This window comes from Streptococcus acidominimus (genome assembly GCF_001921825.1).
GTDB lineage: Bacteria > Bacillota > Bacilli > Lactobacillales > Streptococcaceae > Streptococcus > Streptococcus acidominimus.
The window spans coordinates 1-17,953 of record NZ_MSJL01000046.1 but is presented as its reverse complement, the minus strand read 5'-3'; the positions used below and the strand labels follow the sequence as shown (position 1 = coordinate 17,953).

16 protein-coding genes and 3 pseudogenes are annotated in these 17,953 nt (G+C 41.0%); 14 read left to right on the top strand and 5 right to left on the bottom strand.

Annotated features, from left to right (window positions below; all coding sequences use genetic code 11):
* Nucleotides 1-149 (bottom strand): annotated as a pseudogene (locus tag BU200_RS11290) (IS5/IS1182 family transposase); the annotation flags it as partial.
* A gap of 87 nt (nucleotides 150-236) precedes the next feature.
* Between BU200_RS11290 and BU200_RS08695 the strand changes: the two are divergent.
* The 6 genes from BU200_RS08695 (at nucleotide 237) to BU200_RS08670 (ending at nucleotide 3,911) form a co-directional block, all read left to right on the top strand.
* Complete coding sequence (locus BU200_RS08695) at nucleotides 237-497, top strand: Blp family class II bacteriocin (RefSeq protein WP_447441985.1); 261 nt, start codon at nucleotides 237-239, stop codon at nucleotides 495-497.
* A 15-nt stretch (nucleotides 498-512) separates the two neighbouring features.
* On the top strand, nucleotides 513-707 hold the full coding sequence (locus BU200_RS08690; protein ID WP_075099776.1) for a TmhB bacteriocin enhancer peptide: 195 nt from the start codon (nucleotides 513-515) through the stop codon (nucleotides 705-707).
* Nucleotides 708-1,073: 366 nt separating this feature from the next.
* The gene (locus tag BU200_RS08685; protein ID WP_075099775.1) at nucleotides 1,074-1,682 is read left to right on the top strand and encodes a CPBP family intramembrane glutamic endopeptidase; all 609 of its coding nucleotides are present in this window, start codon (nucleotides 1,074-1,076) and stop codon (nucleotides 1,680-1,682) included.
* Nucleotides 1,683-2,074: 392 nt separating this feature from the next.
* Nucleotides 2,075-2,332, top strand: coding sequence for a hypothetical protein (locus BU200_RS08680; RefSeq protein WP_075099774.1), 258 nt, complete (start codon nucleotides 2,075-2,077; stop codon nucleotides 2,330-2,332).
* Nucleotides 2,333-2,348: 16 nt separating this feature from the next.
* Nucleotides 2,349-2,675 carry a hypothetical protein gene (locus tag BU200_RS08675; RefSeq protein WP_075099773.1) on the top strand — a complete coding sequence of 109 codons (327 nt, stop codon included), beginning with the start codon at nucleotides 2,349-2,351 and terminating at the stop codon, nucleotides 2,673-2,675.
* Between the two features lie 192 nt (nucleotides 2,676-2,867).
* Complete coding sequence (locus BU200_RS08670) at nucleotides 2,868-3,911, top strand: DUF6568 family protein (protein ID WP_075099772.1); 1,044 nt, start codon at nucleotides 2,868-2,870, stop codon at nucleotides 3,909-3,911.
* A 212-nt stretch (nucleotides 3,912-4,123) separates the two neighbouring features.
* On the opposite strand, the gene nrdF is transcribed toward BU200_RS08670, so the two are convergent.
* The 3 genes from nrdF to nrdH all read right to left on the bottom strand — a co-directional run bounded on the left by nrdF (nucleotide 4,124) and on the right by nrdH (nucleotide 7,653).
* Nucleotides 4,124-5,083, bottom strand: coding sequence for a class 1b ribonucleoside-diphosphate reductase subunit beta (nrdF, locus tag BU200_RS08665; protein WP_075099771.1), 960 nt, complete (start codon nucleotides 5,081-5,083; stop codon nucleotides 4,124-4,126).
* 149 nt (nucleotides 5,084-5,232) lie between these two features.
* On the bottom strand, nucleotides 5,233-7,392 hold the full coding sequence (nrdE, locus tag BU200_RS08660; protein ID WP_075099770.1) for a class 1b ribonucleoside-diphosphate reductase subunit alpha: 2,160 nt from the start codon (nucleotides 7,390-7,392) through the stop codon (nucleotides 5,233-5,235).
* Nucleotides 7,393-7,428: 36 nt separating this feature from the next.
* On the bottom strand, nucleotides 7,429-7,653 hold the full coding sequence (nrdH, locus tag BU200_RS08655; protein ID WP_075099769.1) for a glutaredoxin-like protein NrdH: 225 nt from the start codon (nucleotides 7,651-7,653) through the stop codon (nucleotides 7,429-7,431).
* A 332-nt stretch (nucleotides 7,654-7,985) separates the two neighbouring features.
* On the opposite strand from nrdH, the gene BU200_RS08650 reads away from it, so the two are divergent.
* Both BU200_RS08650 and ptsP read left to right on the top strand, forming a co-directional pair.
* Nucleotides 7,986-8,249, top strand: coding sequence for a phosphocarrier protein HPr (locus BU200_RS08650; RefSeq protein ID WP_018378296.1), 264 nt, complete (start codon nucleotides 7,986-7,988; stop codon nucleotides 8,247-8,249).
* Nucleotides 8,250-8,253: 4 nt separating this feature from the next.
* Complete coding sequence (gene ptsP, locus BU200_RS08645; protein WP_075099768.1) at nucleotides 8,254-9,987, top strand: phosphoenolpyruvate--protein phosphotransferase; 1,734 nt, start codon at nucleotides 8,254-8,256, stop codon at nucleotides 9,985-9,987.
* Between the two features lie 645 nt (nucleotides 9,988-10,632).
* Here the strand turns inward: ptsP and BU200_RS08640 are convergent.
* Complete coding sequence (locus BU200_RS08640) at nucleotides 10,633-12,120, bottom strand: DUF1846 domain-containing protein (RefSeq protein ID WP_075099767.1); 1,488 nt, start codon at nucleotides 12,118-12,120, stop codon at nucleotides 10,633-10,635.
* Nucleotides 12,121-12,316: 196 nt separating this feature from the next.
* On the opposite strand from BU200_RS08640, the gene BU200_RS08635 reads away from it, so the two are divergent.
* The 6 genes and pseudogenes from BU200_RS08635 to BU200_RS11400 all read left to right on the top strand — a co-directional run.
* Entirely contained in the window at nucleotides 12,317-13,894 is a 1,578-nt protein-coding gene (locus tag BU200_RS08635; protein WP_075099766.1) for an ATP-binding cassette domain-containing protein, read from the top strand.
* Nucleotides 13,895-14,035: 141 nt separating this feature from the next.
* Nucleotides 14,036-14,299, top strand: a pseudogene (locus tag BU200_RS08630) (MFS transporter); the annotation flags it as partial.
* A 37-nt stretch (nucleotides 14,300-14,336) separates the two neighbouring features.
* Nucleotides 14,337-15,148, top strand: a pseudogene (locus tag BU200_RS08625) (IS5 family transposase).
* Nucleotides 15,149-15,181: 33 nt separating this feature from the next.
* A complete protein-coding gene (locus BU200_RS08620; protein ID WP_075099764.1) occupies nucleotides 15,182-16,168 on the top strand; it encodes an MFS transporter in 987 nt (328 codons plus the stop codon).
* Nucleotides 16,169-16,684: 516 nt separating this feature from the next.
* The gene (locus tag BU200_RS08615; protein WP_075099763.1) at nucleotides 16,685-17,722 is read left to right on the top strand and encodes a winged helix-turn-helix transcriptional regulator; all 1,038 of its coding nucleotides are present in this window, start codon (nucleotides 16,685-16,687) and stop codon (nucleotides 17,720-17,722) included.
* A gap of 20 nt (nucleotides 17,723-17,742) precedes the next feature.
* Nucleotides 17,743-17,953: hypothetical protein (locus tag BU200_RS11400; RefSeq protein WP_211268963.1), on the top strand; the 211-nt coding region annotated here is incomplete at its 3' end.

Here is a 17,953-nt window from a genome sequence, read left to right as displayed (position 1 = left end):
TTGCGTGGACGACCTCCTTGACGATGTTGACGTTGGTAAGCTACATTGAGACAGGTAAGCATTTCTTGAAAGGTCTCTTTTTGAACACCTATGAGAAGTTTGAAGTTCTCTGAACTGAGTTTTTGAGCTTTTTCATACATGGTTTCCATACAAATAGTATATCACATTTGGTTACCGAACAAGTCTATTTGTCAACGTTGCAATGAGACAACATAAAAAATTAAAAGGAGGTATTCATGATGAATACACAAACGATCTCACAGTTCGATATTTTAGACACTGAACTACTTGAAACGGTTGAGGGTGGATACTCTGGTAAAGATTGTCTTAAAGATATGGGAATATATATGTTATCTGGAGCTGGAAGCGGGGCTATGTGGGGAGCACCAGTAGGAGGAGTTGGAGCAGTTCCAGGTGCATTTGTTGGAGCACATGTTGGGGCAATTGCTGGAGGTTTTGTCTGCATGGGTGGAATGATAGGTAATAAATTTAACTAACTAAGGAGGTATACCATGAAACAGCATGAAGATTTTCATATTTTATATGATCTTGACTTGGAAAGTGTATATGGTGGTGAAATTAATTGGGGGTCAGTTGTGGGACATTGTATAGGCGGAATTATCATTGGTGCAGCATTTTCAGGAGGTTTGGCGGCTGGAGTAGGATGCGTTGTTGGTAGTGGAAAGGCAATTATCGGTGGATTATAGAAGTATTTTATCGCTTTTACTATTCATAGTTCCCCTTGTATTTATATTGGTTGGTATTAGAAAGAATAATCGAAAGCTAGTAATTGCTGGCGTAGCTCCACTCATTTATCTATTAAGCAGTTATCTTTTTAAATGGATTTTTGGGTGATTGAATTATTCTCTTTAATAGGCTGATTTCAAAATTTTTCAATTGGATAATACGATATGAATATGACCCTGCCTATCCTGCACCAGTTTTGCCATGTAGATAGTCGTGATTGGAAATAGAAATATGGATAACCAATGGTTGATTGAGAGCAAAGTCAACTATTGGTTATCTCATTTTGTGGGAAATGAGAGTGATGATTCCAGTATAAGGAGCAAGTTATGGTAGATAAAGGAAAATATGTTACATTTGTGGTGCTACTCCCGATTGTATTTGGCGTCATGAGATATATGATTAATCAAGGGAATTATCACCATCATGAACTAGTATTTATTATTTTTTGTACGATTTTCTTGTTTTTTTGTATAAAATATACAAAAAAGGATGGAGTAATTTCTCTTACTAGGTTAGAAAAAAGGCACGTACTTCAAGTTTTGCTATTTTTGCTCTTAGATATAGTAGCTCTTAGTATCTATGCGAGTATTTTTCCAGTTTCATCAGGTGCGTCGAGTGGTTTTGCTGCTGATAGAGTGGATGGTTATAGTCTTTCTCTCATACTATCAGTTGCCGTTTTTGCACCTATTGAGGAGGAGCTCTGTTTGAGAGGGTTTGTCCAAAAAGGAATCTTTCAAAATTCTTGGCTGGGTATCATTCTGACTTCTTCTATATTTTCTTATTTACATAGCCCCTTTGATGTAGTGTCATTCTTATTTTATGCACTATCAGGCTTCATTTTGGGTCTTTCTTACAAATGCAGCGACAATTTACTCGTTCCGATTTTAGTGCATGGGGGCTATAATAGCTTTGTGCTGTTGATGTCGTTCATTTAGATATAGGCTTTCATTAACAAAGTCAAAAGCTCATACTCTTTGAAGATTAAAACGATACTTTGTCAACTTATCTTGATGAACCCTAGTTGCGTTTCCTCGTCTATTTTTGATTTTCTTTGAGTATCAGAATGTGGCGATAGATGTTTAAGCTATTGTACTAGGATGTCATTTCTAACTATCCTGCTGATTAAGCAGACTAGCAAAGCATTTATAATAAATCAAGAAACCTTAAAATTCAAAGGGTTGAATGATAGTCTCACATAGCTACTATTCCCATTTAGGAAGATTCAATGACTGTTCAGGAGATGGAAATCATAGTGTTGTAAGTAAGTGATATACTGTGTTTGTCAAAGTTGCAGCGGGATAACATAAAAAATAAGGAGGTATTCATTATGAATACAAAAGTAATGGAACAATTTAATACCTTAGAGCCAGAAGCTCTAAGCCAAGTTGAGGGATCCGGAGTTCCGTATGGTTGGTATTCACCATTTAGCTCTATCAGCGATAATATCATCTGCCGTAATGGTTATCGTTATACTACGGCGAATATGAATAATGGAAATTGTAAAGTCAATTGGTCTAATATTGTTGGAAATGTAGTAAATAATATGGCTTCTTCTATAGGTGATTTGCATAATCCATTACCTTAAATAATAAGGAGGCGACATGAAAGAGATACAAAAAGAGGCCTATTCTTTGATAAATGAACTCTATATAGTTTTTCAGGGAATGTCTCAGCCTGTTCATTATGATACACTTAAATTTCAAGAGAACATACAGGAGATACTAACAGTATTAAAAAATAGTAAATCTGTAGACAATGTCCTGTTGATAGCCCTTGAAAAATTTTATCAACGAACGAGCCGTTTGATTGGCATCAGTTCCTTAGAGGTCAGTGAAGAATTGAAAAAAGCTTGGCGCCGATATGATCAATTTCATTATCGTCAGGTGAAGCCCAATTTAAAACTATACGGTCCTGTGGGGATGCTGTAAATGCTAGGAGCTTAAAAATAAGTTAGAAAATCATGCCAGAACGTAGATAGTCCTATCAATGATAGAGGCATTAAAGACAGTATGAACAAAGCTCCTAGAAATCTTGAGTGTATATGACTTCTAGGAGCTTTGTGATAATCAGGTAAAGAAAAAATTGGTTACAATCGATATCAAGTAGGGGAAGTTTTCAACATGAAGAAAAATGCAGTAACATCATTATTATACAGCTTGGCGGTTTTCGCTACGTTTGGAACAAGCCTTGTACGAGCAGAAAGTGCGGAAGTGCTTACAACGGCTATACAACCTGTTGCCGAAGTTCCCGCAACTGATTCAGCGGCTATACAACCTGTTGCCGAAGTTCCTGCAACTGATTCAGCGGCTATACAACCTGTTGCCGAAGTTCCCGTAACTGATTCAGTGGCTACTCAACCAGAGACTACAGAAGTCATTGAAGCATCACCCGTAGAAGTAACCGTTGAGGAATATGGAGCGAATGTTGCGGATTTTAAAAAAGTTAGCATAGAAGATGTTCGTCATGCTTTTACAGAAGACAATCTTGAACATACCTTTTACTTTGGTCGCGGTAGCTGCTACTATTGTCGTCAATTTTCACCAGAATTAAAAGAGTTTAACCAACTTATTGAGAATCGTTTAGAATATTATGATACCGATGGTGAAGATTTTGATGACGCTGCTAAAGAATTTGTTTTTCAAACAATCGGCATTCCAGGAACACCTACTGTTTTATATATAAAAAATGGTAGACCTCTATCAGGTTGGGTAGGTGGAGGAATCACTCCACAGCAGCTGTATACGCACCTCTATCTTGGTCATTCATCCAATGAGAATGAAATGAAAGATGAGCAACCAATACCGAATGAATCTGGTCAAAAGGCAGGAGAAAAGGAGTTGGTAGATACTGGAAAAAGTAGTGCAGGACAAGTTTCTACAAAAGAAATCGAACGTTCCGATACGATTGTATCTTTAGATACTGTCATTTCTTCTCAAACAGGTATAAAAAGAAAAGAAGTAATTCCTACCAATACGGTAGAATCAGATCATTTTCCTCCCTCTACTGCAGTAACGAATGCGTCATCTGAAGCTATGAAGATGAAGGCAGCTACGTTACCTAAAACAGGTGACAAGCAGTCTGAGAATTTGGTACAGTTGGGAATTGTACTCTATCTGTTCTTACTGTTGACTGGACTGAACCATTTGGAACATGAGAAGGAATAGATTACTTGTGATGAATGTTGGGGACGGTTCCTTCTCAACTTTCTGGTTTTCTTAAATTTGATTTCTATCTGAATAGCACAAAAAAACAGTCCAGAGGACTGTTTTTTCACGAGCTAAGAAATAAGAAAGCGAGTTAAGTCCAGAGGACTGTTTTTTCACGAGCTAAGAAATAAGAAAGCGAGTTAAGTCCAGAGGACTCTTTTATCGTATTCTTATAAACCATAGAGGTAATCATCGTCCTGCATGGCTTCGACGGTACCGAGTAGGTAGCCGTTTCCGACTTGGGAGAAGAAGTCATGGTTGGAGGTCCCCGTTGAGATACCATTCATGACAATCGGGTTCACATCATTAGCTGAATCAGGAAAGAGCGGATCTTGCCCTAGATTCATGAGAGCCTTATTAGCATTGTAGCGAAGGAAGGTCTTGACCTCTTCTGTCCAGCCAAGGTCATCATAGAGACTTTCTGTATAACCTTCTTCATTTTCATAGAGTTGGTAGAGGAGGTCATACATCCAGTCGCGGAGTTTGCCTTGCTCCTCTTCGGACAACTCGTTAAAACCAAGCTGGAACTTATAGCCGATATAGGTTCCGTGTACGGATTCATCACGGATAATGAGCTTGATGATTTCAGCAACGTTTGCGAGCTTATTATTTCCTAGGTAGTAGAGCGGCGTGAAGAAACCAGAGTAAAAGAGGAAAGTTTCCAAGAAAACGCTGGCAACCTTTTTCTCTAATGGTGTACCTGTTTCGTAAATTTCATTGATGATTTGAGCCTTGCGTTGGAGGTACTCATTGCTGTTGGTCCAGTCAAAAATCTCATCAATTTCAGATTTAGTATTAAGGGTTGAAAAGATGGAAGAGTAGGATTTAGCATGGACAGATTCCATGAACTGGATATTATTATAGACAGCTTCTTCATGCGGTGTCCGAATATCTTGACGAAGCGCCTGAACCCCTGTTTCAGATTGGAGGGTATCAAGAAGGGTCAATCCCCCAAAGACTTTTCCAACCAAGTCTTTTTCTTTTGCGCTTAATTTACGCCAGTCATCCAAGTCATTTGAGAGCGGAATACGGGTGTCAAGCCAGAATTGCTCGGTCAGTTTTTCCCAGGTTGACTTATCAATCACATCTTCAATAGTATTCCAGTTTATGGCTTTGTAGTAGGTTTCCATAAGTATCACTTTCTATTACAGTATTCAGACCATTATACCATATTTTAAATACTCTTTGAAAATCAAAAGGATAGTGGTCTTTGCAAAAAGAGAGGGAGTGGGATTCTTCACGATTTCTCAGAAATCAGATCTCCACTCCGGTCTATTGATTAAATCACACAGCTTTCGCATTGGTTTGCGCCAACTTCTTCTCCGTCATCTGTAAAGGTACGGACGTAGTAGATGGATTTGACGCCTTTATTGAAGGCATAGTTGCGCAAGATGGAAAGGTCGCGTGTCGTCTGTTTATTTTCAGTTTTCCATTCGTAGATGCCTTGAGGAATATCACTCCGCATGAAGAGGGTGAGCGATAGCCCTTGGTCGACATGCTCTGTTGCGGCAGCATAGACATCAATGACCTTTCGCATGTCCATATCATAGGCAGATTTATAAAATGGAATCGTTTCAGTTGCAAGTCCCGCCGCTGGATAGTAGATCTTACCGATTTTCTTTTCTTGGCGTTCTTCAATCCGTTGCGTAATCGGGTGAATCGAAGCAGAGACATCATTGATATAGCTGATAGATCCGTTTGGAGCAACCGCTAGACGGTTTTGGTGGTAGAGACCATCTGCCTGTACCTTGTCACGGAGCCTTGCCCAGTCCTCACCGCTTGGTATAAAGATTCCCTCAAAGAGTTCTTTAACACGAGGAGAGTGTGGCTGGTAGTTACCGGTACTATATTTATCAAAGTAAGAACCATCCGCGTATTTTGATTTTTCAAAGTTGTGGAAACTTGTCTTGCGTTCGCGGGCAATGTTGTTTGATTCAACCAAGGTCCAGTAGTTGAGCAACATAAAGTAGATGTTGGTAAATTCAACGGCTTCGGCTGACCCGTATTCAATCAAATGTTGTGCAAGGAAGCTGTGCAAGCCCATTGCTCCAAGCCCGATTGAGTGCGCTTGACGATTGCCGTGTTCAATTGATGGAACGGCTGAAATATGTGAATGGTCTGTTACATAGGTCAGAGCGCGTGTCATGGTACGGATAGAGCGCCCAAAGTCAGGCGATTTCATGAGGTTGACAATGTTGGTTGAACCAAGGTTACATGACACGTCTGTCCCCATCTTGAGGTACTCTTGGGAATCGTTTAATTTGCTTGGTACCTGAACTTGGAGAATCTCCGAACAGAGATTTGACATGATAATCTTCCCGTCCACAGGATTGCTACGGTTGGCTGTGTCAATATTGATGACATAAGGATAGCCAGATTCTTGTTGGAGTTTGGAAATTTCAGTCTCCAAGTCGCGAGCCTTAATCTTGGTCTTGCGAATGTTTGGATTCGCGACCAATTCATCATATTTTTCGGTAATATCGATATAGCTGTATGGCACACCGTATTCCCGTTCAATCGAGTATGGACTAAAGAGATACATATCCTCATTCTGACGAGCTAACTCGTAGAACTTATCTGGAATGGTGATCCCAAGAGAAAGCGTTTTGACACGCACCTTCTCGTCAGCATTCTCTTTCTTAGTAGACAGAAAGGCGATAATGTCTGGATGGAAGACATCAAGGTAGACTACACCAGCGCCCTGACGTTGTCCCAATTGGTTGGAGTAAGAAAAGCTATCTTCAAACAGCTTCATGACAGGAACGACCCCTGATGCAGCTCCCTCATATCCTTTGATTGGTGCACCGGCTTCCCGTAGATTGCTGAGGGAAATCCCGACCCCGCCACCGATACGAGAGAGTTGAAGGGCAGAGTTGATGGAACGTCCGATCGCATTCATATCATCAGTCACCTGAATTAGGAAACACGATACCAATTCCCCGCGGCGTGCGCGCCCAGCATTCAAGAAACTTGGAGTCGCAGGCTGGTAGCGAAGATGAATCATTTCATTTGCCAAGTCCATAGCCAGCTCCTCGTTGCCCTCTGCAAAATAAAGAGCATTGAAGAGTACACGATCCTCCATGCTTTCTAGGTAGTAGGCACTGTCGTTGGTCTTGAGGGCATACTGATTATAGAACTTATAGGCTGCCATGAACGATTTGAAACGGAAGTTCTGATCCTTCAAGAATTGTGCCAGCTTTTCAATAAAAGCAGGGCTATACTGTTCCAAAAAGGCTTGCTCAAGATAATTTTCTTCTACTAAGTAGTGGATTTTCTCTGTAATGCTAGCAAAGGGTTTGGTATTTGGCAGTACATTTTCCTTGAAAAAGGCTTTGAGGGCTTCTTGATCCTTATGAAGCGGGATTTGTCCATTGACTGGACGGTTGATTTCATTATTAAGACGGAAGTAGGAAACATTCCCTAATTCTTTCAAACTCATACAGTAACTCTTTCTATGTTTTTCAATGGTAGATGATTAAGCGGAGACAAGATTTTTTAATTTTCCCGGTTGGAAACCAGAAAAACTTTCTGTCTCTGTCTCGATGACAGGTGCCGCAGAAAATCCTAGACTCTTGACATGGTCGATAAATTCAGGCTGTTCGTCAAGATTGATTTCCTTGAATGAGACTTGGTGTTGGTCCAAGAACCGTTTGGTCATCTTGCATTGTACGCAATCATTTTTTGAATAAACAGTAATCATATAGTTCTCCTTTTTTAGTCACCCATATAGGATACAATGAAATGGGAAAAATGTCAACTTAAAAACTAAATATAGTGCTTTATTAGGGGGAAGAACACTATATATAGTATAACGCCTGCTATTTTGCCGTTTGCAGGACTTTTCGCAGGACTTCCAAGATATTTTCATTTTTTACCTAAATAGGATTGTTTTTTCTCCCTTTCAGATCCAAGGGGATTTTTGAAAGAAAGATAAAAAATTCTTGAAAATGATTTCAAGAAATGGTATAATGTCCTTTGTAAGGGTTATCACAACTAACCTTCAATATTGAACAAATAAAGGAGAATCCAAATATGGCTTCAAAAGATTTCCACATTGTGGCAGAAACAGGTATTCACGCACGTCCAGCAACCTTGCTTGTGCAAACAGCTAGCAAATTTGCTTCTGACATCACTTTGAACTACAAAGACAAATCCGTAAACCTTAAATCAATCATGGGTGTTATGAGCCTTGGTGTTGGTCAAGGTGCTGATGTGACAATTACTGCTGAAGGTGCTGACGCTGACGATGCAATCGCAGCTATCACTGAAACAATGGACAAGGAAGGTTTGGCATAGGAGTATGACAGAAATGCTTAAAGGAATTGCAGCATCTGACGGTGTTGCGGTTGCGAAGGCATATCTACTCGTTCAACCAGATTTATCGTTTGAAACTGTTACAGATACAGATACAGATGCAGAAGAAGCTCGTTTGGATGCTGCTTTAGAAGCGTCACAAAACGAGCTTTCTGTTATTAGAGAGAACGCAGTAGCTAGCCTTGGTGAAGAAGCGGCAGCCGTTTTTGATGCCCATTTGATGGTTCTTGCTGACCCTGAAATGGTCGGTCAAATTAAAGAAACTATTCGTGCCAAAAAGGTGAATGCTGAGAGCGGATTGACAGAAGTTACAGATATGTTCATCGCTATTTTTGAAGGCATGGACGACAATCCATACATGCAAGAGCGCGCAGCGGACATTCGCGACGTGACCAAACGTGTCTTGGCACACTTGTTAGGTGTTCGTTTACCGAACCCTGCAGCGATTTCAGAAGAGTCTATCGTGATTGCACATGACTTGACACCTTCTGATACAGCACAATTGGATAAAAACTTTGTCAAAGCATTTGTTACCAATATCGGTGGTCGTACAAGTCACTCTGCTATCATGGCTCGGACACTTGAAATTGCGGCTGTTCTTGGTACAAATAATATCACTGAAATTGTAAAAGATGGTGATGTTCTTGCAGTAAATGGAATTACTGGTGAAGTGATTATCAATCCGTCAGAGGAAGAGATTGCAACATTTAAAGCAGCTGGTGAAGCATACGCTAAGCAAAAAGCAGAATGGGCTCTTCTGAAAGACGCGCAAACTGTGACAGCTGACGGGAAGCATTTTGAGCTTGCTGCGAATATCGGTACACCAAAGGATGTTGAAGGTGTCAACGACAACGGTGCAGAAGCTGTTGGTCTTTACCGCACAGAGTTTCTTTACATGGATTCACAAGATTTCCCGACAGAAGACGAGCAGTACGAAGCCTACAAGGCCGTTCTTGAGGGAATGAATGGAAAACCAGTTGTTGTTCGTACAATGGATATCGGTGGAGATAAGGAGCTTCCTTACTTCGATCTTCCACATGAAATGAATCCTTTCCTTGGTTTCCGTGCTCTTCGTATCTCAATCTCTGAGACAGGCAATCAAATGTTCCGTACGCAATTGCGTGCCCTTCTTCGCTCATCTGTTCACGGTCAATTGCGGATCATGTTCCCAATGGTAGCCTTGATTACGGAATTCCGTGCAGCAAAAGCAATCTATGAAGAAGAAAAAGCGAAATTGCTCGCAGAAGGTGTAGCAGTTGCAGATAATATCCAAGTCGGAATTATGATTGAGATTCCAGCAGCAGCAATGCTTGCAGATCAATTTGCGAAAGAAGTTGATTTCTTCTCTATCGGGACAAATGACCTGATCCAATATACTATGGCTGCTGACCGTATGAACGAGCAAGTTTCATACCTCTACCAACCATATAATCCATCTATCCTGCGCTTAATCAACAACGTGATTAAAGCAGCGCATGCAGAAGGCAAATGGGCTGGTATGTGTGGAGAAATGGCAGGAGACCAACAAGCAGTGCCACTTCTAGTGGGAATGGGCTTGGATGAGTTCTCAATGAGCGCAACTTCTGTCCTTCGTACACGTAGCTTGATGAAACAATTGGATACTGCTAAAATGCAAGAATATGCAACCCGTGCATTGACAGAATGCGCAACAGCAGAAGAAGTCCTTGAACTACAAAAAGAGTATGTGAAGTTTGATTAAAAAAACAGTCCGGTGGACTGTTTTTTCACGAGCTAAGAAATAAGAAAGCGAGTTAAGTCCAGTGGACTGTTTTTTCACGAGCTAAGAAATAAGAAAGCGAGTTAAGTCCAGTGGACTGTTTTTTCACGAGTTAAGAAATAAGAAAGCGAGTTAAGTCCAGTGGACTGTTTTTTCACGAGCTAAGAAATAAGACGGCGAGTCATAGTCCGGTGGACTGTTTTTTCACGAGCTAAGGAATAAGATGGCGAGTCATAGTCCAGTGGACTGTTTTTTCACGAGCTAAGAAATAAGACGGCGAGCCATAGTCCGGTGGACTATTGGTTCAGGAGCTTAATAATAGAAATTGAACAGAGATCCAACGGTTCTCTGTTTTTGTGATTTGCAAAGGTATCAGTGTGTTAATATCAAAAGACATTCCATAGGGCTGTCTTTTCAAGAGCTAGGAAATCAAGAGAAATAGTCCACTGAACTATTGGTTCAGGAGTTAGCCAACAGCCCGCCAGTAAATAATCCTTAATATAGTCATTTAGTTTATATTTTTATTACTTCGTTAACTCGTCTTGCTGTACCCCAGTACTATCTGCGACTCGTTGCCTAGTACTAAAAAATAAACCCAGCCTGCTGCAATGTCAAGCTGGGTCTTTTTTAGGACTTATGATAAAACTTGTTGTGCTGATAGTTGGGATCGAAGGTGACATTGATGCCGAGTTTCCGTAGAACGTTGCGATCTTCTTCTGGCAGGGTCACGGTAGAGTGGCATTCACTGCCTTTCAAGTTTCCTAATTGTTTCATGGCAAGGTCTGCCTCTGGCTTGTTCATGGCAGTAATGGCAAGAGCAATCAGAAGCTCGTTAGAGTGTAGACGTGGGTTGCGATTACCCAGATGGTTGATCTTGAGATTCTGAATTGGTTTGACATATTCAGGCTCAATCAAGTGGGTTTTCTTATCAATTTTGGCAAGTTTTTTGATGGCATTGATGATAACAGCAGCGGACGGACCAAAGAGTTCTGATGTTTTACCTGTCACAATCTCGCCATTTGGTAGTTCGATCGCAAGGGCTGGTTGTCCTGTCGCTTCAGCTTTTGCGCGTGCAGCAATGGTTACCTGACGGTCGCTTGCTGAAACGCCAACTTCATTCATCAAGAGCTCAATCTTTTTCACAGCTGATGCAGGGACACGCTCTGCCTTGAAATCCACCAAGGTCTGGTAGTAGCGGCGGATGATTTCTTCCTTGGAAGCCGCAATAGCAGCTTCTTCATCAACGATTGAATAGCCTACCATATTGACGCCCATGTCAGTCGGAGACGCATAAGGAGACTTAGCCAAGATACGTTCAAAGGTTCGATTGAGTACAGGGAAGACCTCGATGTCACGGTTGTAGTTGACGGCTGTTTTCCCATAGGTTTGCAAATGGAAAGGATCGATCATATTGAGATCATCTAGGTCGGCTGTTGCCGCCTCATAGGCAAGATTGACAGGGTGATGAAGTGGTAAGTTCCACACAGGGAAGGTCTCAAACTTGGCGTATCCTGCCTTGATACCATGCAATTGATCATGGTAAAGCTGGGAAATACAGGTTGCCAACTTACCGGAACCGGGACCTGGTGCAGTCACGACAATTAGGTTGCGACTGGTTTTGATATAGTCATTTTTCCCCATACCTTCAGGCGAAATGATATGGTCAATGTCTGACGGATAGCCCTTGATAGGGTAATGGAGATAGGACTGAATACCATTTTTTTCCAACTGGTGACGGAAAGCATCAGCAGCTGGTTGATTGGTGTACTGGGTAATAACGACAGATCCGACATAGATCCCCAAGTCATTAAAGGTATCAATCAGGCGCAATACCTCTTGATCATAGGAAATCCCGAGATCTCCTCGCGCCTTAGAATGCTCGATATTACTTGCATTGATGGCAATGACAATCTCTACTTGCTCCTTCAATTCTTGGAGGAGTTTGATCTTGTTGTCTGGCTCATAACCGGGCAGAACACGGGCTGCATGGAAATCTTCCAGCATCTTTCCGCCAAATTCCATATACAATTTCCCGTCGAATTGCTGGATGCGCTCTAAAATATGGTCGCGTTGTAATTGTAAGTACTTAGTTGAATCAAAAGCAATTTTTTTCACATTTTTCACCTCTTTTAAGATTATAATAAAAAGTTTGTAAAAAGAAAAAGATTTACCGTTATTTTAGCAAAATTATGGTTTTAAGCAAATACTTAATTTTTATTAAATAAAATATTGACTTTTTCAAAAATAAGTATAGAATATAGTTAAGCAATTGTTTAATAAAAATAAAGCAAGTGATAAAGTGAAAGATATTATGGTGCTGTGCAAAAAAGAAAGGGGGAAGACGAGCCTTTCTGTCTTGCTTACCCTAGTGACTGCCGTTGGCAGTCTATATACTATCTATGGCAGAATGACGGTTCTAGATGCAATTTTAGAGAGGCGCTCAGGGGTCTGGTATCAGAGCGGTTTGCTGATTTTACTGCTGATCTTGGTCGAGTGTCTGAATAGTTATATCCGTATCCTCAATGCGCAGATTGTCAAATCGTGGAAACTGTATCTAGGAAAGCGGATCAGTAAGAATATCGAGAACATGAGCTACCAGCAGTTTCATGCCTTAGAAGAAGGGGAGCATCTGACCAATTATACCTACAATCTTGAGGTGGTGGCGACCTACCTCTTGAATCCCCTACTTTCTTTCAGCCATTCCTTGGTCTTGACCCTGATTTCCTTTTCCTTTCTTACCTTGATTAGCGCTTGGTTGGCTATTTTTGCCCTGTTTTCAACACTGATTCTGTTTTTTGTCGGTGGTAGATTTGGCAAGAAAATAAGCTCTGGTTATGCGAATTTGTCTCTCCTAAATGGGCAGTTTACCAGTCGTTTAAGAGAATACATAGCGGGTTATGATGTATTAAAAAACTTGAAGCAGCTCTACCTATTGCCACAGAAAATAGCAGAACGTCAGCTCCAAAAGGAAGAGCAGGAGTATGAGATTGCGCGTTTGATGTCCTTTGCTCTCTTGAGTTATCAGAGTGTGCAACGGTTGTTTGAAATGCTGATATTTGCTTTCACCATCATTCTTATTAGTCGAGGAATGATCAGCCTTGGTGCCATTGTATCTGCACCGACTATCCTAACGGTCTTTTTGGAATCCTCGGGCAATCTAACTGAACTATACGCCAAGTTGCGGGGGACAGATGAGCAACTACACCGTTTGATGACAGTCGCAGACTTGGATGAGGAGGAATTTCCACAGCCAATCAATCGGATTTCCTTATCAGAGGTAGGGTGTTCCTATGGGGATAAGCAGGTTTTCAAGCAGTTCACTATTCAATTCAACCTCGGTGGAAAGTATGCCTTGGTTGGAAAAAGTGGAAGTGGGAAATCTACGATACTCAAACTATTGTTGGGACGTTTGCGCTGTGAAGAAGGAGAGATTTGGATTGACTCTCATCCCTACGCTCCGAGGAAAGATGTTAATTTTTCACGGCAGATTGGCTATATGACTCAAGAAGTCTTTCTCTTTACAGATAGTGTCCGATTTAACATCTGCTTGGGAGACCTCTTTACAGACGAGGAGGTTTGGTCTGTGCTAGGACAGGTTGGCTTAGCGGATCTGATCAAGGAGTTACCGAATCAGTTAGAGGAAAGTGTGGGAGAATTAGGGGACCGTTTTTCAGGTGGTGAAAAACAGCGGATCGCTTTTGCCCGAATCTTGATCCGGCGCTTACCAATCGTCTTACTAGATGAGGCGACATCTGCTGTTGATGCATCGACGGCGCGTATGATTGAGGAAAACTTACTCACAGATCCAGCTATGACAGTAGTGATGATTTCGCACCATTTGCAGGAGGATTTAAAGCCCTATTTCACTGACATCATCACCCTTTCTTGATGATAAAATTAGCCTCCCTTGGGCACCGCTTACTAGGAGATACTGACCACTTGCTAGAGGATACGCATCGCTTACTTAAATAGCCTTGTTTTTAGGAGATTTCCCGCTATAATGAAGGTAGTAAAATAAAGGAGAATAGCTATGAAAAAGATTATGCAAAACCGATTATTCATCTTGTCATTTGTGGCAGATATGGTATCTAATTTTGGAGATGTGCTCTACTATTTGGCCCTAATGAACTATGTCCTGATTCTGCCGGATACCAAGTTGGCACTGTCCATGATTACCCTCTCTGAAACCTTGCCGATTTTGGTAGGTCTTTTTATCGGGATGTGGGCGGATAAGACTAGGAATAAACTGGATACAATTGTAGGAACCTTGGTCATTCGGATCTTATTTTATAGTAGACTTGTTCGTTAACCAAATGTGATATACTATTTGTATGGAAACAATGTATGAAAAAGCTCAAAAACTCAGTTCAGAGAACTTCAAACTTCTCATAGGTGTTCAAAAAGAGACCTTTCAAGAAATGCTTACCTGTCTTAATGTAGCTTACCAACGTCAACATCGTCAAGGAGGTCGTCCACGCAAACTCAGGATGGAAGATCAACTGATGATGACCTTACGTCATTTACGCTATTATCCAACACAGTGATTATTAGCCTTTGATTTTGGAGTAGGTGTAGCGACTGTCCATGCAACGCTTACATGGGTTGAAGATACCTTGCGCTCGTCTGGGCTCTTTGAACTAGACAAGCTTGAAGCACCTAGTAGCCTTGCGATTGATGTGACAGAAAGTCCGATTCAACGTCCTAAAAAAACCAAAGAAAAAGCTACTCAGGCAAAAAGAAAGACCATACAATCAAAACACAAATTACCTTCAATTTAGAAAGGAATCGCGTATGCCACTTAGCATTTTCAGATGGGCATACACATGATTTTACATTATTCAAAACCAGTATAGGTTCTAGCTTACCGAAAGATACGATACTTTTTGTGGACTTAGGCTATCAAGGTATTCTTCACTATCATGAAAATAGCTTTATTCCAGCTAAGAACTCAAAACATCACAGATTGACGGAAGAGGAAAAGCAACTAAATCGTGAGATGGCAGCGATTCGTATCCAAATTGAGCATTTCAATGCGAAGTTTAAGACTTTTCAAATCATGAAACAAGACTATCGTGGTCGGAGAAAACGTTTTGAAATACGTGCTGAGTTAATTTGTGGGATTATTAATTTTGAAACCAAGTAGTTACCGAACAAGTCTAGTATTGTTGGTCTAATCATGGGCTTTTCACCTGCCCTATGGATCGTAGCAGTAGCCTGTCTCATCAACCTGCTATCAGACCTTGCAGGCCAGTATGAATCAAGCCTCTTTATGCCAGTCAGTCTGAGGGTTATTTCAAATGAGGATCGTGAGGCAGTCTCCGCCTTTCGTCAGGGAATCGGGGCGGTATTGCGGATTGTTTTTCAATCCAGCGGTGCAGTATTGATTGGAGTGATGACCTATCAGCAGCTAGCTTTTTTCAATGCAGGAACCTTTTTGGTCAGTCTCCTCATTACTTTGAGCATTCGTCCAGCCTTGCAAAAACTACTACTAGCAAATCCGTTAAGCCAAGAAGTAAAAAAAGATAAGGCCAGCAATCTCTTGCTGGATATGAAAAAGAGCTTGGTTGATTCCTATCAAGCGGTTCAAGGCATTCCAGTTTTAAAGGCAGTGATTTTAGTATTGACAGTCCTAAATGCTCTCTTTGTTGCCCTATCCCCTGTGTTGATTTTATCAATGAAAGAAATGCCGAGTTTTGCCATTCTCAATCCCACAATGACCATTGCAGCAAACTCCATCATCTATCTGGTTGGCTCAATTTTAGGAAGCCTCTTGACGACCAGTCTCTTTAAAGATGTTAGTATTGCTCGCTTGACCAAATGGGTAGTCTATCTCCCAATATTTATCTTTGTCAGCTTTTATTTCCGCTTTATCCATGGCGTTTTCATCTTTTCATTTGTGACAGCAGTCCTTGCGGGGGTAGCCAATCCTAAAATCAGTGCCCTCATTTATCGCGCTCTTCCTGAAAATCAATTAGCTACGATCAGCGCAGGAATCGCTACTTTTTTCCAGCTAGGCATGCTGGTCACGCAAGGGCTAGTAGCCGTCTTGGTTGTAATGTGTTCTGCTCGCACTATTTCATTCATATTTTTCTTGCTTTCTCTAGCCCTTTTAGTCTATACTAGAAGAAATGTAGCGTCTGATATAGAGAATGATACCCAATAAAAAGCAAAGAAATTGAATTTGGATTAAGGGTTTGGAAAAAGAGACCCAACTGTTGAAGGTTGGAGATAGAACGAGTGAAACTTGTGTCAAATGCGGCTCCCTTTAGGGATAAATCTTCCTAGCTTCAAAGGTATGGGGTACCTTTGAAGGCGGGAGATAGAAGTTTGCGAAGCAAGCTCTCGTCTAAGGGTTCTGCGTCAGATTTCCTAGTTTGCCGTAACTGTTGCAGGCTATGCCTGCTTTACAGATATGGTATTCAAAGTCAGGGAAGTGACTGTGAATACATAAAGGAGTGCGCTTTGAGTTTTTAACGGGCTTTGTATCTTGATTAACTGAACTCGGGCTAAAAGCTCGGAAAAAAGATAAATACTCCTAGCTCTAAAGGTATAGTATACCTTTAGAGGCGGAAGATAGAAGTTTGCGAAGCAAACTCTCACTGGCTTCTTCGTCGTATTTCCTATTTTTCAATCGCTTTTTAACGCCCTCTGTATCTTAAAGTAAATAGAAAAGAGTGTTATGGAATTAGTATATAGCCAACATCGCAGTGAAATTATTGAATTTTTATATGCACCATTTATAGTAAAAGTTAAGCCAGATGACCGTCAAGAGGTATGGAGTCAGAAACAACGGCTCATCTTAAAAGAAGCATTTCTGGTTCAAAAGCAATTAGAATCTATTTTTGAGGATATGAGTGAACAGCTGTCTACTTACTTGATCGGATCCAACTTTGGTTTTCTCCATTTTCTGTATTTTGAACTGCTTGAGGAAGGAAAAGACCCTGAGACGATAGAAGAGGCGTGTCATCTACTAGCAAATGTAAGCCAAGATAAGGCAGAGCGTGCCATTCGTTTCGCCCTAGCAGCTGTTAATCAAGGAGAATATGATGAGAAAGCTAGTTTAATAACCATTCTTGAGCGGACAGATATGAAAGCAGAGGATAAGTGGAAATGGTTCCAAGCGATTCGCAGACCCATAGAAACGGTTCGTGAACAGGTCGACTTGGTTGTAGCAGTCGCGCCCGTGTATCGTCCCTACTATCAGCAATTTCAGCAACAACGCTTGATATTTGCGCGCCATTTTTCCTATGAAAAAATCTATGGTGAACATGGCTTGTACAAGTCGAGTGGTGTTGAAGAATTGAACTATGACGAGATTCAATTTTGTGTTTTAAGTCCATGGTTGACGCAGTTTTCCTATATCTACAATCGTCATTACCAGACTTATCCAGTCATCTTGTGTGCTTCGGTGGATATTGACCAAATGCTGCTGACAGATCAGTTGATCGATGAGGATTTGCTGACAACGACCCTAAAAATCATAAGTGATGAGACACGCTATAAGGTCATGGTGGCACTGACCAAACCGTATGCTAAGAGTAAGGATATTGCAGAGCAACTGGCGATTACAGGTGCTGCCGTTTCCTTTCATACCCAAAAACTGATCAATGCCAAGCTCTTACTCTTTAATTCGGAGGATAAGACCATCAAATTTGATGTTAATAAGAAATTGCTAAGGGATATGATTGCTAAGCTAGAAGAAGATTTTGAATTGTAGATCTTGTAGGAAAGACAGGAATGTCCGATATTCTAAGGGAGGGGGCTGAAGTAGAAAAGCAGCCCTCTCTTTTTTTCTCATTTCTAACCATTTTTCAATTATTTATACTTAACAAAAATCAAAATCTGAATTATAATAATGATATGAACTTTACACAAGACCACATCAGAGAACTTCGAACAGCCCTTAAAGACAAGTCACTCACTGCCTATCACAAACGGCTTCAAGCAG

What these genes read in the sequence shown, in the direction of transcription:
- BU200_RS08695 (WP_447441985.1), top strand. Translation starts at nt 237, where the DNA reads ATGATGAATACACAAACGATCTCACAGTTCGATATTTTAGACACTGAA.
- BU200_RS08690 (WP_075099776.1), top strand. Translation starts at nt 513, where the DNA reads ATGAAACAGCATGAAGATTTTCATATTTTATATGATCTTGACTTGGAA.
- BU200_RS08685 (WP_075099775.1), top strand. Translation starts at nt 1,074, where the DNA reads ATGGTAGATAAAGGAAAATATGTTACATTTGTGGTGCTACTCCCGATT.
- BU200_RS08680 (WP_075099774.1), top strand. Translation starts at nt 2,075, where the DNA reads ATGAATACAAAAGTAATGGAACAATTTAATACCTTAGAGCCAGAAGCT.
- BU200_RS08675 (WP_075099773.1), top strand. Translation starts at nt 2,349, where the DNA reads ATGAAAGAGATACAAAAAGAGGCCTATTCTTTGATAAATGAACTCTAT.
- BU200_RS08670 (WP_075099772.1), top strand. Translation starts at nt 2,868, where the DNA reads ATGAAGAAAAATGCAGTAACATCATTATTATACAGCTTGGCGGTTTTC.
- nrdF (WP_075099771.1), bottom strand. Translation starts at nt 5,083, where the DNA reads ATGGAAACCTACTACAAAGCCATAAACTGGAATACTATTGAAGATGTG.
- nrdE (WP_075099770.1), bottom strand. Translation starts at nt 7,392, where the DNA reads ATGAGTTTGAAAGAATTAGGGAATGTTTCCTACTTCCGTCTTAATAAT.
- nrdH (WP_075099769.1), bottom strand. Translation starts at nt 7,653, where the DNA reads ATGATTACTGTTTATTCAAAAAATGATTGCGTACAATGCAAGATGACC.
- BU200_RS08650 (WP_018378296.1), top strand. Translation starts at nt 7,986, where the DNA reads ATGGCTTCAAAAGATTTCCACATTGTGGCAGAAACAGGTATTCACGCA.
- ptsP (WP_075099768.1), top strand. Translation starts at nt 8,254, where the DNA reads ATGACAGAAATGCTTAAAGGAATTGCAGCATCTGACGGTGTTGCGGTT.
- BU200_RS08635 (WP_075099766.1), top strand. Translation starts at nt 12,317, where the DNA reads ATGGTGCTGTGCAAAAAAGAAAGGGGGAAGACGAGCCTTTCTGTCTTG.
- BU200_RS08620 (WP_075099764.1), top strand. Translation starts at nt 15,182, where the DNA reads ATGGGCTTTTCACCTGCCCTATGGATCGTAGCAGTAGCCTGTCTCATC.
- BU200_RS08615 (WP_075099763.1), top strand. Translation starts at nt 16,685, where the DNA reads ATGGAATTAGTATATAGCCAACATCGCAGTGAAATTATTGAATTTTTA.